Annotated in this window: 13 protein-coding genes and 2 tRNA genes; 14 read left to right on the top strand and 1 reads right to left on the bottom strand. The window is 44.0% G+C overall.

Going from position 1 to position 15,630, the window contains the following annotated elements; genetic code table 11:
* Nucleotides 1–91: 91 nt before the first annotated feature.
* The 6 genes from gdhA (at nucleotide 92) to C0979_RS03005 (ending at nucleotide 6,855) form a co-directional block, all read left to right on the top strand.
* Nucleotides 92–1,426 carry an NADP-specific glutamate dehydrogenase gene (gene gdhA / locus C0979_RS03030; RefSeq protein WP_101694576.1) on the top strand — a complete coding sequence of 445 codons (1,335 nt, stop codon included), beginning with the start codon at nucleotides 92–94 and terminating at the stop codon, nucleotides 1,424–1,426.
* A 219-nt stretch (nucleotides 1,427–1,645) separates the two neighbouring features.
* Nucleotides 1,646–4,792: a LamG-like jellyroll fold domain-containing protein gene (locus C0979_RS03025; protein WP_159459843.1), complete on the top strand. Its 3,147-nt coding sequence runs from the start codon at nucleotides 1,646–1,648 to the stop codon at nucleotides 4,790–4,792.
* Nucleotides 4,793–5,056: 264 nt separating this feature from the next.
* Nucleotides 5,057–5,129 (top strand) — tRNA-Val (locus C0979_RS03020).
* Between the two features lie 19 nt (nucleotides 5,130–5,148).
* Nucleotides 5,149–5,222 (top strand) — tRNA-Met (locus tag C0979_RS03015).
* Between the two features lie 64 nt (nucleotides 5,223–5,286).
* The gene (gene ispF, locus C0979_RS03010) at nucleotides 5,287–5,835 is read left to right on the top strand and encodes a 2-C-methyl-D-erythritol 2,4-cyclodiphosphate synthase (protein ID WP_101694574.1); all 549 of its coding nucleotides are present in this window, start codon (nucleotides 5,287–5,289) and stop codon (nucleotides 5,833–5,835) included.
* Between the two features lie 18 nt (nucleotides 5,836–5,853).
* Nucleotides 5,854–6,855, top strand: coding sequence for a GNAT family N-acetyltransferase (locus C0979_RS03005; protein ID WP_101694573.1), 1,002 nt, complete (start codon nucleotides 5,854–5,856; stop codon nucleotides 6,853–6,855).
* Nucleotides 6,856–6,955: 100 nt separating this feature from the next.
* Here the strand turns inward: C0979_RS03005 and C0979_RS03000 are convergent, their stop codons facing one another.
* Entirely contained in the window at nucleotides 6,956–7,852 is an 897-nt protein-coding gene (locus tag C0979_RS03000; RefSeq protein ID WP_101694779.1) for an FAD-dependent oxidoreductase, read from the bottom strand.
* Between the two features lie 238 nt (nucleotides 7,853–8,090).
* On the opposite strand from C0979_RS03000, the gene C0979_RS02995 reads away from it, so the two are divergent.
* The 8 genes from C0979_RS02995 (at nucleotide 8,091) to C0979_RS02960 (ending at nucleotide 15,591) form a co-directional block, all read left to right on the top strand.
* Nucleotides 8,091–8,966 (top strand): shikimate dehydrogenase, encoded by an 876-nt coding sequence (locus C0979_RS02995; RefSeq protein ID WP_101694572.1) that lies wholly within the window; start codon nucleotides 8,091–8,093, stop codon nucleotides 8,964–8,966.
* 13 nt (nucleotides 8,967–8,979) lie between these two features.
* Nucleotides 8,980–9,735, top strand: a complete 756-nt coding sequence (aroD, locus tag C0979_RS02990) for a type I 3-dehydroquinate dehydratase (protein WP_101694778.1) — start codon at nucleotides 8,980–8,982, stop codon at nucleotides 9,733–9,735.
* Nucleotides 9,728–10,552 carry a helix-turn-helix domain-containing protein gene (locus C0979_RS02985; RefSeq protein ID WP_101694571.1) on the top strand — a complete coding sequence of 275 codons (825 nt, stop codon included), beginning with the start codon at nucleotides 9,728–9,730 and terminating at the stop codon, nucleotides 10,550–10,552. The genes aroD and C0979_RS02985 overlap by 8 nt, the downstream gene beginning before the upstream one ends.
* 246 nt (nucleotides 10,553–10,798) lie before the next feature.
* Nucleotides 10,799–11,692: an alpha/beta hydrolase gene (locus tag C0979_RS02980; protein WP_242962640.1), complete on the top strand. Its 894-nt coding sequence runs from the start codon at nucleotides 10,799–10,801 to the stop codon at nucleotides 11,690–11,692.
* A gap of 18 nt (nucleotides 11,693–11,710) precedes the next feature.
* Nucleotides 11,711–13,009: an SLC13 family permease gene (locus C0979_RS02975; protein ID WP_101694570.1), complete on the top strand. Its 1,299-nt coding sequence runs from the start codon at nucleotides 11,711–11,713 to the stop codon at nucleotides 13,007–13,009.
* Between the two features lie 164 nt (nucleotides 13,010–13,173).
* Nucleotides 13,174–13,683 carry a DedA family protein gene (locus C0979_RS02970; RefSeq protein WP_101694569.1) on the top strand — a complete coding sequence of 170 codons (510 nt, stop codon included), beginning with the start codon at nucleotides 13,174–13,176 and terminating at the stop codon, nucleotides 13,681–13,683.
* Between the two features lie 23 nt (nucleotides 13,684–13,706).
* A complete protein-coding gene (locus tag C0979_RS02965; protein ID WP_101694568.1) occupies nucleotides 13,707–14,999 on the top strand; it encodes a glycosyltransferase in 1,293 nt (430 codons plus the stop codon).
* A complete protein-coding gene (locus C0979_RS02960; protein WP_242962631.1) occupies nucleotides 14,959–15,591 on the top strand; it encodes a DUF374 domain-containing protein in 633 nt (210 codons plus the stop codon). Before C0979_RS02965 ends, C0979_RS02960 begins: the two co-directional genes overlap by 41 nt.
* Nucleotides 15,592–15,630 lie beyond the last annotated feature (39 nt).

Raw genomic sequence — 15,630 nt, 5'->3', positions numbered from 1 at the left:
AATTTTTTATAAAAAAATCTTGTGTTATAGATAAAAATACTTTACAATACTAAACAGTGAAAGTTAAAAGCAGCATTAGGAGGTAGAAGTTATGTCATATGTTGATGAAGTCTTGGAGAAAGTAGTTGCAAAGAATCCGGCAGAGCCAGAATTTCACCAGGCAGTCAAAGAAGTTCTGGAATCCCTGAGAGTGGTAGTAGAGGCAAATGAAGAGAAGTTCAGAAAAGATGCTCTTCTTGAGAGACTGGTAGAACCAGAAAGACAGTTTAAATTCCGTGTACCATGGGTAGATGACAATGGACAGGTACAGGTGAACACTGGTTACCGTGTACAGTTTAACAGTGCGATTGGACCATATAAGGGTGGTTTGCGTCTGCATCCATCTGTAAATCTTGGAATTATCAAATTCCTGGGATTTGAGCAGATCTTTAAAAATTCGCTGACTGGACTTCCGATCGGCGGCGGTAAAGGTGGAGCTGACTTTGATCCAAAGGGCAAATCAGACAGAGAAGTGATGGCATTCTGCCAGAGCTTTATGACAGAACTTTGCAAATATATCGGTGCAGATACTGACGTTCCGGCTGGTGATATTGGAACAGGTGCGCGAGAGATTGGCTATATGTTTGGGCAGTATAAGAGAATCCGCGGCGTATACGAAGGTGTGCTGACCGGAAAAGGTTTAAGCTATGGAGGATCTTTGGCAAGAAAAGAGGCAACCGGATACGGACTTCTCTATCTGACACAGGAAATGCTGAAATTAAATGGACAGGAGCTGGCAGGAAAGACGGTTGCGATCTCTGGATCCGGAAATGTTGCTATCTATGCGGCTGAGAAGGCACAGCAGCTTGGGGCCAAGGTTGTAACAGTCAGTGATTCTACTGGATGGGTTTATGATGAAGAAGGAATTGATCTTGCTGCATTAAAAGAGATCAAGGAAGTAAACCGCGCAAGACTGACAGAGTACAAGAAGTATCGTCCAAATGCCGAGTACCATGAGGGACGCGGCGTATGGTCTGTCAAAGTAGACATTGCTCTGCCATGTGCAACCCAGAATGAACTGCATCTGGAAGATGCTAAGATGCTGGTGGAAAATGGATGTATGGCAGTTGCAGAAGGTGCCAATATGCCGACTACCTTAGAGGCAACAGAATATCTGCAGGAGAACGGCGTATTGTTTGCTCCTGGAAAGGCAGCTAATGCAGGCGGTGTGGCAACATCTGCATTGGAAATGTCTCAGAACAGCGAGAGATTAAGCTGGTCCTTTGAGGAAGTAGACGCAAAATTGCAGGGAATCATGGTGAATATCTGCCACAACATGGCGGACGCTGCAAAACGTTACGGAGCAGAGGGCAATTATGTAGTTGGAGCTAATATTGCGGGATTTGAGAAAGTTGTAGATGCAATGACTGCTCAGGGAATTGTGTAAAGAACCGTAGTAAGGACAGTCTAAAAACATATGTGAAACAGAATCGAAAGCCGGTGCAGTGTGCGCCGGCTTTTTAAAAAAGCAAAAAATATTCAATAAAGATCAAAAATATTCCAACAAAGATCGAAAATAATTCCGTATCCTTCTTTTGGGGAAAATGATATTGTATATATGGAAAAGTTTGAGCCGGATTTGACCGGTGAGAAAAGGAGGAGACACATGAAGAGAACAAAACGAATCGCCGCCTGGATCTTAAGTGCGGTGATGGCGGTATCTCTCTTGCCGGCGCTACCTGCCAGAGCCGAAGAGAATCCGCCGCAGGATGCGAAGATGGAACTTGTGGCATCATACGATATGAGCCATAAGGACGGCGTGTTAAAAGATCAGTCCGGAAACGGAAATGATGCGCCTTATTCCGGCTTCGCAGAGGAAAATTTCGTGGTGGAAGACGGAGAAAACGTTCTGAATTTCGAGGGAAAGAAAGAACAGTATGTTACGCTTCCAGCGGGATTGATCGAAAAAGAAGCATTTGCTATTGAAGCTGTATTTCAGGCAAAAGCAGAGGGGAATTCCTGGCTGTTCTGTCTTGGAACTAAGGTAAATAAATGGCCAAATGTTAAGAACTATGCATTCTTTTGTCCGGCACAGGGCAATAATAACAATGGAAAACAGGGCAATGTCCGTACAGGAATTAAAGATGGAAGTTCTGAACTTCTGTTAGATGAGTCTATGAAACTGGATTTAAATCAGTATCATACGGTTCGTTATGAATTCCAGCAGGGACTCTTAAAGGTTTCTGTAGATGGAAATCTGGTAGGAGAACGAGAAACAGGATATTCGATTCAGGAGATCTTAAAGAACGGTACAGAAGGAGACGCGATGGGATACATTGGAAAATCTCTCTATTCTCCAGATCCGACATTTAAGGGCAACTTAAAATCATTTAAGATTCTTGCAGAAACAAAGGATCATTCTGATGCAGGAAAATTAGCAGAAGCGAAAGAAGCGTTGAATCTTCCATATAATGAGACGACTCAGCCAGTATATGGAAATATTACGCTTCCGTCCACAGGACTCAATGAGACCACGATTACCTGGGAAGAAACAGACGGAAAAGGAATTGTTGACGTAGAAGAGCATGCCAATGAAGGGTATGATCCAACTCCGGCAGGAACAGTGACAAGACCGGCTGAAGATACTGTGGTAACGATGAAAGCGACCATTTCCCTCGGAGAGCTGTCTGATACGAAAGAATTTAAATTCCTGGTAAAAGCAGCCGTTCCAAAGCTGACAGAAGAAGATTACACGGATTATTTCTTCGGTTATTTTGCAGGCGAAGGATATAGTGATGGAGAGCAGATCTATTTTGCAGCCAGTGAGGATGGTATTGGATGGAATGATTTGAATGGAAACAAACCGGTACTGACGTCTGATAAGGGAGAAAAGGGAGTTCGTGACCCATTTCTTATTCGGTCTCCGGAAGGGGATAAGTTCTACATGATCGCGACGGATTTAAAGATCTATGGCAATAATGACTGGGGAGCAGCTCAGAGAGCCGGAAGCCAGTCCCTGATGGTGTGGGAGTCCAACGATCTGGTGAACTGGTCCGATATGCGTATGGTAGAGGTTAGCGCTTCCATTGATGCGGGATGTACCTGGGCGCCGGAGGCAACCTATGATCCGATTACGGGAGAATACATCGTCTACTGGGCATCTAAGACATCTGCGGACAACTATGGAAAGCAGATCGTTTATTATGCAAAGACGAGAGATTTCTATAGCTTTACAGAGCCAAAGAAATTTATCGAAAAGAATGAATCCAGCATCGACACGACCGTTATTTACAATGACAAAGAGGATATGTACTACCGTTATACCAAGAATGAAGGTGGAAACACCAATGAACTGGGTGCGAAGACAAAGTCCATCTTTATTGAAAAGTCCAGAACTCTTTTGGGCGAATGGACACCGGTAGGATCAGAGTCCCTGAATGCAAATCAATGGGTGGAAGGTCCGACAATCTTCAAGTTTAATGCAGATGATTCAGAAAATGATCAGTGGTGTCTGCTGGTAGATAACTTTGGCGGAATCGGTTATTATCCTCTTTTGACCAATGATCTTGCAAGCGGTGAGTTCACCCGTCCGGATGACGCGACTCATTTAATGCCATCTCGTGCAAGACACGGTACTCCGATTCGGATTACAAGAGAAGAGTATGATGCTGTTATGGCAAAATGGGGAGATGTGGCACCGGAAAATGCAGAAGAAGAGCAGCTGAAACCGGTACTGGAATATGATTTTGAAACGGTAGATCAGACAATTGTTACAGATGTCAGCGGCAATGGCAATGACGCAGTTTTAAATGGAAATGCAGCCATTAAGGAAGGACAAGACGGAAGCGGCAACGCACTGTATCTGGATGGAAGTAATGGAACATTCGCAGAACTTCCTGTAGGTTTCTTTGATGGACGCGACACCTTCTCTATTTCCATGGATGTGAAGCCGGAAAAAGTGGACGGTGATTTCTTTACCTTTACATTTGGACAAGACAGTAACAAATATTATTTCTTAAAGACATCAAAGGATTCCCTGAAATCCGTAATGACAACTCGTTCTTATGGAAGAGAGTTTGGATTTACTCAGAAAGTGGAAGAGCCGGTGAAGGATCAGTGGCTGCATCTGACAGTAGTTATGGACGATGGAACCATGAAGCTGTATCTGGGTGAAAACCTGATTGCAGAGCAGAATGATATTCCGATCTCTGTAAAGGATCTTGGCGTGGGATTAAAATCTTATCTTGGAAAGTCCTTCTATGGAAATGATGCTTACTTCCAGGGATATTTTGACAATGTTAAGGTTTATAACCGTGTGCTTAGAGATGTTGAGATTGCGGGCGGCGTACTTGGAGATAAGACCGAGTTAAATCAGCTTCTGGAAGAGTATAAGAATGTAGATGGAACGTTATATACCAAGGATACATACGAGGCATTCCAGAAGGCATATGAGGCAGCACAGAAGGTCAGTGAGGATCCGGATGCGTTGGAAGATGCGGTGGCAGAAGCTGTCCGTGCACTGAAAGAGGCCTATGGCAATTTGGAAAAAGTGAAAGATCCGGATGAAGGTGAAGGTCAAGGTGGCCAGGGAGGTCAGGGCGACCAGAACGAAGGCCAGGGCGGCCAGACAGGACCTAATGGATCTGGAAATGGACAGGGCTCTGGTTCTGCTTCTAGCGGTTCAGATAAGGGAGCCGGAAACAAGGCAGGCAGTGTAAAGACTGGAGATACTGCTCCGGTTGCCGGATGGGCAGCAGCTTTTCTTTTGGCAGGAGCGGCAGTAGTCGTTATGCGTAAGAGAAAGAAAATCTAACACATATTGATGAACAGCCAAGAAGTACCGTAAGGGAAAGCTAAGATGAAAGACGAAAAGGAGTCAAGAATCCGCAAGGGTTCTTGGCTCCTTTTCTGGCATTTGCAGAAGGGAAAAAAGTGGGCTCTTTTAGGCTGGAAACGGTAAGAAAATCCTTGGAAAATAAAAAAATAAAAAAAGTGAAAAAAAGTGTTGACATTTCGCATGAGATAATAGTATAATAACGAAGTCGGTTCGAGAGAGGAACACGACAGAACGGAAAATGGGATCATAGCTCAGCTGGGAGAGCATCTGCCTTACAAGCAGAGGGTCATAGGTTCGAGCCCTATTGGTCCCATACCATCAAAATATTATATGGCGGAATAGCTCAGTTGGCTAGAGCACACGGTTCATACCCGTGGTGTCGCTGGTTCAAATCCAGTTTCCGCTACTAGAGAAAAGCCCATGATACATGGGCTTTTTTTGCAAAGTTAAGAAGAAAAGGAGGAAGGGACATGCGAATAGGAATGGGCTATGATGTGCATAAGTTGGTAGAAGGAAGAGAGCTGATCCTGGGAGGAGTGAAAATTCCTTATGAAAAAGGGCTTTTGGGGCATTCAGATGCGGACGTGCTTCTGCATGCGATTATGGATGCGCTTTTGGGGGCAGCGGCGCTTGGAGATATCGGAAAACATTTTCCGGATACCGATCCGGCGTACAAAGGGGCTTCTAGTATCCGTCTGTTGGAACACGTTGGAGAGCTGATTGAGAAGGAGCTTTATGTAATTGGAAATATTGATGCGACAATTATTGCACAGCGTCCAAAGATGGCTCCGCATATAGAAACAATGCGAAAAAATGTAGCAGAAGCTCTTCATATTGATGTCAGCCAGATTAATATTAAGGCAACGACGGAAGAGGGACTTGGTTTTACAGGAAGTGGAGAAGGAATTTCAGCTCAGGCGATTGCTGCCCTGGATACCATTTCCAATTACAGTTATACAGTAGAAGATACGGACAGAGCCTGCGACTCCTGCCCGGGATGCAAACAGACTGACAGATAAAGAGAGTAGGAGCAAAGGATGGAGATCAGGAAACTTGAAGAATTGGAACGCGCAGATACCAGGCCGCTTTATGAGACCGTGTTCTCAGAGGATAGCCGGGCATTTGTGGATTACTACTACACAGAGAAAACAAAGGATAATCAGATTTATACTGTGATAGAAGATGGTGAAATTCGGGCGATGCTTCACCTGAATCCGTATTCACTAATGGTAAACCGGGGGAAAAAGAATGCCAATTATATTGTGGCGGTTGCCACGCAAAAGGAATATCGAGGGCGTGGATATATGGGTGCGCTGTTAAAGCGAGCCTTAAACGATATGTATCAGGAAGGAGAGGCATTTACCTTTTTGATGCCAGCGGCAGAAGCAATTTATACGCCTTATGATTTTCGGACGGTATATGAGCAGAATCCGCTCTATTATCAGGATGGTGAAGTGTATCCTAAAAACGTGCAGGTTGCGGAGGTGACGGAAGCGGACTTATCAGAACTTTCCAGGGCGGCCAATCAGGATTTGGCTTCCAAATATCAGGTGTATGCATTTCGGGACGAGGCGTATTACAGAAGACTTTGGAAAGAATGCGAAAGTGATGGCGGCAGATTGATGGTTTATCGGACAGATGGACATATTACAGACTGCAGGATTGCTGCTTCAGAGCCACAGGGAGAGAAGCGCCCGAAGATTATGGTTCGGATTGTGGATGTGAGGCGGCTTTTGATGAGTCTTTCTGTTTGCTCCTTTGTCGGTATGTGTTTTCGGGTTACCGATCCAGTGATTGAAGAGAACAATCGCTGCATTTTGTTGACGGGGACAGAATATTCCGGTGTTATGCTGATGGAGGGAAGTGAACATCAAAAGGAGGGAACCATTACCATAGGAGCCCTTACAAGTCTGATTTTTGGTGCGGCTTCCGTAGAAGGGATTGAGAAAGAAGAAGGGGTTGAACTTTCTGTGAGGCTGAAAGAAGAATTAAAGAAATTGATACCTCTAAGCCGGATTTATTTAAATGAGATAGTCTAGAGGGCTTTTTGAGAAGAGAATGCAAAAGTCGATTATAAAATCCCCCCGCCTGTGTGCTGGCAGAAGATGCCAACACACAGGCGGGGGGATTTTACGTGGTTTACATAGAAGCGTTGATTGCTGCGACAGCTCCGTCAGATACAGCAGTTGCAGCCTGGCGCACCTGCTTCATACGGATATCGCCGGCAGCGTAGACTCCGGGAATGGAGGTTTCCATCCTTTCATTTGTCGGAATATAACCGTCTTCTAAAGAGAGTTCCGTAAAAAGTTCGGTGTTTGGTGTGGATCCGGCATAGATAAATACCTGACAGCCAGGATCCTGGATGGTAGTGATGGATGAATCGATTTCGTTCTTAATTTCCAGTGTCTCAATCTGATCTGTCCCGTGAATTGCATGGAGACGGGAAGAGAGACATACTTCTATATTTTCTGCTTTTTTCAGCTTTTCTTTAAATTCTGCGATGCAGCCCAATTGTTCTTCAAAATGAAGAATGGTAAGCTTTTTGGCAAAGCCTGCAAGGTAGAGCGCTTCTTTTATGGCGCCGTCTGCTCCGCCTACGACATAAACATGTTTACCGGCGCAAAGGGGAGCGTCCTTTGTGGCATTTTGGCATACACCCTTTCCTGAAAGTTCCAGTTCACCGGGAATACCAAGTCTGCGTGGAGTAGTTCCGCAAGCAAGAATGATGCGGGGAGCTTCATAGGTATGAGTGTCGGTAGTGACGGTTTTTGTTGTCGGAGTCAGAGATACTTCCGTTACCGTTTCTTGCACGATGGAAACACCTGCGTTTTCTGCCTGTTTTTTTAATCGGGCAGCGAAGGTAGCTCCAGTTTCTTGTTCGATCAATCCGCTGTAATGGGTGACGGAAGATACCTTTTTGATCAGTCCGCCGACTTCGTGTTTTTCAATAACAAGTGTTTTCTTTCCCCTGCTGACTGCGTAAAGTCCGGCGCTGATTCCAGCTGGTCCGGCACCGATAATGATTATATCGTACATCATTTCAATTCCTCCTGTGGATGGATTTTCGTTATCTGTTCTTCCAGTTCAATATAACGCAGATTAACAATAATGTAAAATTATAATATTTTATTTTTTGATAAATATTTATTATAGATATAAGGAGACAACCGATAGATAAAAATTATAGGTTGGAAGAGTAATAAGTATTGGTCGGAAGGTAGGCTTAAGTTTATAATTAAGTTAAGAATTTGACAATCTTGAAAGGAGAAGAAAGATGGCAGAAAGAGTAGATGCAAAAACAATATTGATCGGGCTGATGGCTGATCCAATCAGACATTCCAGTTCCCCAACCATGCACAATGAGGCGTATGCAAAGCTGGGGCTTAATTATGTACAGATGGCATTTGAGGTGGACAACAGCAATTTGAAGGATGCAGTGAATGCGATTCGTACGCTTGGTATGAGAGGCTCTAATATATCTATGCCAAATAAAACAGAGATCTTGCAGTATTTGGATGAATTGTCTCCGGCAGCTAAGCTGTGTGGAGCAGTTAATACGGTTGTAAATGATAATGGACATCTGACAGGACACAACACAGATGGTCTTGGGTTTATGGCTGCTTTGAAAGATAATAATATCGACGTGATTGGAAAGAAAATGACGATTGTAGGTGCAGGCGGAGCGGCAACTGCAATTCAGATTCAGGCAGCTCTTGACGGGGTGAAAGAGATTTCCATCTTTAATATCAAAGATGCTTCTTGGGAGCGTGCAATTACGAATGCAGAAAAGATTAACAACAATACAGAATGTACCGCTCACGTATATGATCTTGCGGATCTTGCGAAATTAAAAGAAGAGATTGCAGACAGTTATCTGTTTGTTAACGCGACTGGCGTGGGAATGAAACCTTTGGAAGGTCAGACCTATATTCCGGATGCTTCCTACTTAAGACCGGATTTGATTGTAGTAGATGTGATCTATGCACCAAGAGAGACAGCACTTCTTAAGATGGCGAAAGAAGTAGGATGTAAGACAATGAATGGACTGGGCATGATGTTATTCCAGGGAGATGCAGCGGTGCAGCTGTACACAGGAAAAGCAATGCCAATTCCATATATGAAAGAGATTCTGGATATTAAGTACGACTAGGAGGATGATTATGATAAAGCCGGTAGTAGTAAGAGGAGTCGCGATTGGAGAAGGAATTCCCAAAATCTGTGTTCCGATTGTAGGAAATACAAGGGAAGAAATTCTAGCGGCGGCAGAGGAGTGTAAGGAGCTTCCGCTTGATGTAGTTGAATGGAGAGCCGACTGGTACGATCAGGTGCTTGAATTGGAAGAAACGCTGGAAACGGCAAGACAGCTTCGGACGGTTTTGGGAGAGATTCCGTTACTTTTTACATTTCGTACGAAGAAGGAAGGCGGAGAAAAGGCGATTTCGACCCAAGAATATGAAAAGTTGAATATTCAGGTGGCAGAAAGCGGTTATGTGGATTTGGTAGATGTAGAAGCGTTTACTGGAGATGAGGAAGTAACCCGCATGATAGAAGGAATTCATAAGGCTGGAGTGAAGGTTGTGGCATCCAACCATGATTTTGATCAGACGCCAAAGAAAGACGAGATTGTCAGACGTCTTATGAAAATGCAGGAGATGGGAGCAGACATTCCGAAGCTTGCCGCAATGCCGACATGCAGCCGGGATGTTCTGACACTTCTTGATGCAACCCTTACCATGCAGGAAATGCATGCAGACCGTCCGATTATTACCATGTCTATGGCGGGAACGGGGGTGATCAGCCGCCTTGCAGGGGAAACTTTTGGATCTGCACTTACCTTTGGAGCAGCGAAGAAGGCTTCGGCACCGGGACAGATCGGCGTAGAGGATCTGGCATGGATACTGAAGAAGCTGCATGCGTAAAATGTCTATGGAAGAGACAACGATAGGAACATTAGCCAGATTTACCGGAGTATCGTCGCATACAATTAAATATTATGAAAAAATAGGACTTTTCCGTGCAAACAGGAAGGAACAGTCGAATTACAGGTCTTATGGCTTGAGAGCCTGTACCGATATTTATGAGTGTGTGAAGTATAAGAATTTGGGATTTTCGCTGAAAGAGATCGGTCTTCTTCACGGCGAGGCAGACGATGATCGGTTAAAGCAAATGCTTGCCAAACGATTGGAAGAAGTAGAAGAAGAGATCCGAAAGGCATGTGTACTTAGAGATTGTATCCGGGAATACTCTAAAGAACTGGAAATGTTGGATGAACATCTTGACGAATGGTATCTAGAGAGGTGTCCGGATTTTTATTTTCGCAGGCAGTCGGAAAATCTGGAATACCTGGATGATGGGTACATGGAGTCGGATGGTATCAACTTGATTGATTACGCGCCGCGCAGCAAGAATGTGGTGAAAATCGCACCGGAGTATCTAAACGGGAAGGCCGTTCGTTTTTCCTGGGGACAGGGAATCTGTATCCGGGAAGGAGAAACTTGGATGCAGGATCGGAAAGGATTTGAACATATTTTTGCAAGGAGAGCGTTTGTGACCTATATGCGGGTAACCGGACCCTATGTCTCACAAGGCGAGATGATAGAAAAGATTCGCAGAATTTATGGAGAATATAGAGATACATTCGAGACATCAGCCTATGCGATTCGGATTAAAATTACGTATGATGAAGAGGGAAAGGATTGGAATTATTTTAAAATTGTGATCCCGGATCCTGAATAGAAGATTAGGGCAACCTGAGAGTGACTCACGGGTTGCCCTGATTTTTTGTGTTTGGGGAAGAAAACTGGAAAAACAGCTGAAAATAAATAAGACAATCAATAGATAACACAAAAAGAAAATAAACAAAAGTAGCAATATCCATGCAGAAATAGAATGGAAACTCGGTTGACCTGGGAGTAAGTGCTGGTTATAAAATTAACAATATGAAGAAAGCAATTGAAAAAGGAGGGAATCGTATTGGAAGATATGAACCTGAAAGAATTTGAAAAAGCAATGGATGGGATGGAACAGGTACATACACTTACTGCAGAGGGAGACGAAGAATACAGCCTATATAAGCACGATGTATGTTATGTAGAAAGAGACGGGATAAAGCGCACGCTTCAAATGATTGTTCCCGAAATGAAAAAAGAAGGGAAGAAGTATCCGGCGCTTCTCTATGTGCAGGGGTCGGCGTGGATGAAACAAGATGAATATAAGAGACTTGGTGTGATGGCGCGTTTTGCACAGAGAGGATTTGTGACGGCAATTCTTCAATACAGAGAGAGTGAAATTGCATCTTTTCCGGCACAGATCGAAGACACGAAAACGGGAGTACGTTTTCTTAGAAAATATGCGCAGGAATATCACATTGATCCGGATCAGATCTTTTTGATGGGGGATTCCAGCGGTGGAAATACCGCTTTTATCGCTGCATTCACGGCGGATGAAAATCAGATGGATACGGATGTATACGGAGAATATTCTTGTAAAGTAAAGGCCGTGATAGATTTCTATGGAGTATCGGATGTCTGTGTGAAGGAAGATTTCCCGACAACTTTGAATCAGGGGGAGCCGGACAGTCCGGAAGGGAAACTGATCGGAGGAAGAAACGTCTATGAATATCCGCAGTTATCAAGACCAATTGCATGTGCCAATTATGTGCGAAGAGAGATTCCTTCGCCGCCGGTTCTGATGATGCATGGTATGGATGATCAGATGGTCAGCTATTATCAGAGTGTCCGGTTATTTCAAAAACTTCTGGAAGAAGGAAAAGAAGTAGAGTTCTACCGGATGAAAAATGCCGGTCACGGCGATGTTGCGTTTTGGACAGAGAAGAATATGGATCTGGTAGAAACGTTTATCAGAAAATACTTATAAAGAAAGGAAAAAGAAAAGATGAATGTTACGATTATGGCGATTCTCTTGATTTTGATTGTTGTATTAACGGTCGTAACCAAGAAGGTTCCATTTAATTTTGTGTTATTAATTATTCCAATGGTATGTGCTATGCTGCTTGGATTTTCGGTGACAGAGGTCAGCGATTTTGTGTTGGAGCAGTTTGCATCTTTGATGAAATCGACGGGATTTATGTTGTTGTTTGCATTTTTGTATTTTACGATGCTTACAGAGACAGGAATGTTCGATACGATTGTTTCAGCATTGATTCAAAAGCTTGGGAACAAAATGAATGTTATTATGATTATGATATTGACGACAGTAATCGGTGCGTTCAGTATTCTGACTGGAAACTTTACACCGGCATATCTGATCACATTCCCGATTTTGGTGCCGTTATACAAAAAGTTTGATTTTGACAGGGAAGCGGCATTTATTATTGCCCAGACGGCGATGTCGGCAATGTGTTTTATTCCGTGGGGAATTGGAATGGCGTATACCGCGATGGCTTCAGGAATTGATACCGGAGAACTGGCGGCAGCGTCCATGCCTTGGGGGCTTTGCTTTATTCCGGCGATTATCCTGCAGTGGGTGTATTTTGCCAGACAACATAAAAAGAGAGTAGGAACATTCCAGGCGGTAGCGGCTCTGGAGGAAAAGAAAGAGCAGGAAGAAGAAAAACCGAATGTTCGCCCGAAACTTTTCTGGGTAAACCTGATTCTGTTTATTGTGTTTATGGTTGCGCTTGGAGTATTTGGAATTGCACCGTATCTCGTATTTATCGTGGCAACGGTTGTGACTGCGATGATTAACTATCCGAAGAACTATGGGGAGATCTTTAATAAGGTGGGACCGATGTATCTGAATATTTTGGTCATGCTGCTTGCGATTTCCATGTATCAGGCAGTGTTTAACAGTACCGGTATGGTGGGAGCGCTGTCAGAGGGGCTGGTTGCAATTTGTCCGGAATTTTTGCTCCGGTACATTCATATTGTGTTGCTGCTTCTTTGTGTTGTGATCATCTACTTTGTACCATTTCAGATTTTCAATGCCATGTATCCGGTGTTTGTTTCCATCGGTGCGGGATTTGGAATTCCTCCGGTGGCGATGATTGCGCCATTTGTATGTAACCTTTCGCTGGCGACAAGCTCTACACCGACGAACTCGTCCACCTATCTTGGTTGTGCATTAACGGAAACAGAGGTGCCGCATTTCTGTAAAAAAGCGGTTCCAATTCAGACAGTGACCAACGTAGTGGTTATTTTGACGGCTGTGATTTTTGGCGTACTGAAATTATAATAATGAATAAAATTCAATCTGTACAATCCAGGCGGATATGGAAAGAAATTTCCATATCCGCTTGTTTTTTCATAAATCTTTAGAAAATCTTTGGAAATTGAAGAAAAGGATCTTAAGAATTTGTGGGTATCCTAATACCATCAGAAGAAAGGAGGCGGTTTGAAATGGGAGTACAGGAACTGACACAGTATTTTGCACAGTACGGAGCGTTTTTCGTGTTTTTTATTGTGCTGCTGGAATACTTAAATCTTCCGGGCTTTCCGGCGGGTGTGATCATGCCGCTTGCTGGAATCTGGGCGGCAAAAGGAGAGGTAAGCTTCCTAGTGGTGCTTCTTTTGTCGGTGGCAGCAGGGCTTCTTGGCAGTTGGATTCTATACTTTTTAGGAAGACTTGGAGGAGATCGTTTCTTTCGGTTTTATGTAAGAAAGTTTCCGAAGCAGAAAGATGTGTTAGAAAAACATATTGGAATTTTGCGAAAGAAAGGAGCGCCGGGAGTATTCGTAAGTAAATTGCTGCCTATGGTGCGAACGCTGGTTTCCATTCCGGCAGGAATGATTTCCATGGATTTTCTTTCCTATACGATCAGTTCTCTTCTTGGAGTTCTGGTTTGGAATCTAGTCTTTGTAGGAGCCGGATATTATCTGGGAGATGCCGTGTGGAACCTGCTGACGTGACAGCAAGAGGGAGGGACATAAAAATGAGAATTGCAATGATGACGAATAATTATAAACCTTTTGTAGGAGGAGTTCCGATTTCCGTAGAGCACCTTGCAAAAGGGCTTCGGAAAAAAGGACATGAGGTTTGTATCTTTGCACCGCAGTATGAGGGAAGTACAGAAGATAAAGAGGAAGAAGATATTGTACGATATCGTTCCTGTGAGAAAAGACTGAAAAACAAAATGGTGATTCCTAATATCATGGATCCGGTCATTAGTCGGGAGTTTGAGAAAAGATCCTTTGATCTGATTCATGTGCATCAGCCTATGCTGATTGGAAATGTGGCGATGCACCTTTCTAGGAAGCATCAGATTCCGCTGGTGTATACATATCATACCAGGTATGAGGAATACCTGCATTATATTGGAATGTTTTCGGATGAAAAGTGTCAGAAGATGATGCGAAGGTATCTGAGGGAGAAGGGGAAAAAGCTGCTCCCCAAATATCTAAATGCCTATGCGAACCATTGTGATTTGGTGATTGCGCCGTCCTCAGATCTTCGGAATTATCTGTATCAGCAAAAGATAAAAACGCCGGTATGTGTACTTCCAACAGGGCTTTCGGATTTCGCTTATGAGAAGTGTAAAGAGAGTTCCGACAGGATCAGAAGGGAGTATTTGGGAGAAGGAAAGTACTTGCTTTGTACGGTGTCCCGGATGGATAAAGAAAAGAATCTTTACTTTCTGTTGGATTGTATCGGCAAGATACGGGAACAAGCAGGCGACCTGGTCAAGGTTTTGTTTATCGGAGAAGGAGCAGAAAAAGAAGCCCTTTGGCAGTATGCGAAGGAGAAGGGGCTTTCTGATACAATAATATTTACCGGCGGCGTTCCCAACCGGAAAGTGAGAGATTATTTGGGAGCGTGCGATGCGTTTCTATTTTCGTCCAAGTCTGAAACTCAGGGCATCGTACTGGCAGAGGCAATGGCGGCAGGTCTTCCGGTGACTGCTGTAAGCGCCTGTGGTGTCAACGACATCGTGGAAGATGGAAAGAATGGATACCTGGCTAAAGAGGATCCACAAGCGTATGCGAAGAAGGTCTTAACGATGCTGGAGCGGGAGGAAGACTATAAGAGGCTGAAAAGGGGTGCAAAAATGACGGCGCAGAATTATCGGATGGAAGATATCGCAGCCCAGGCAGAGCAGTATTACCAGCAGGCGCTTTGGCAGTATGACGGGCAGAATTTTAAGGAGAGGAAGACGGCATATGGATATGAGGCAGTGGAAAAGAAACATGTTAAATCATCTGTTTTACGGCTATTTAAAATGTCTTAAAAAGACGGTGCGGATGGAATGGATTCATCCGGAAGTATTTGAGGGCAATCATGTGGTGGGTTTCTGGCATGAGGACAGTTTTGCTATGAACCTGATTCTTTCTGAAATTTCTGCAAGAGGTAAGAATGTTGATGTGCTGGTGACAGCAGATGAAAGAGGAGAGTATATTCAATATCTGATTGAAAAGTGTGGAGGAAAGGCGGTGCGGATTGGATATGGATTTTGCAATGCCGGAATCTTAAAAGAACTGCTTGGGGCACTGAAGGAAGAAAACCGAAGTGTAGCCATTGCTATGGACGGTCCTCTTGGACCGAGGCATATTCCAAAGAAACTGACGTATGTACTGTCAGAGAACAGTCAGAAAAGTCTGGTGGGAGTTACCCTGTCCTATTCGGGGAAGGTTTCTCTTCTTGGGAGGTGGGATCATTATCATATCCCGCTTCCGTTTTCTAAACTTACGGTACGGTTTGATTCCTATGGAGTGGTATCTGCCCGTAAGCCGGCCGGAATTCGGATCTGTCAGAATGAGGAGGAATGTAGTATAATGACAGGGATACCTGTTGAGAACTATAAGGTATCAGGACAGATGTAAGAGAATACGGCAAAGGGAATGAGAAAGGATGAAACATAC

The organism is Dorea phocaeensis, from assembly GCF_900240315.1.
Lineage (GTDB): Bacteria > Bacillota > Clostridia > Lachnospirales > Lachnospiraceae > Dorea_B > Dorea_B phocaeensis.
Note: the sequence above shows the minus strand (reverse complement) of the source record. Positions and strands in the feature narration are given on the sequence as shown.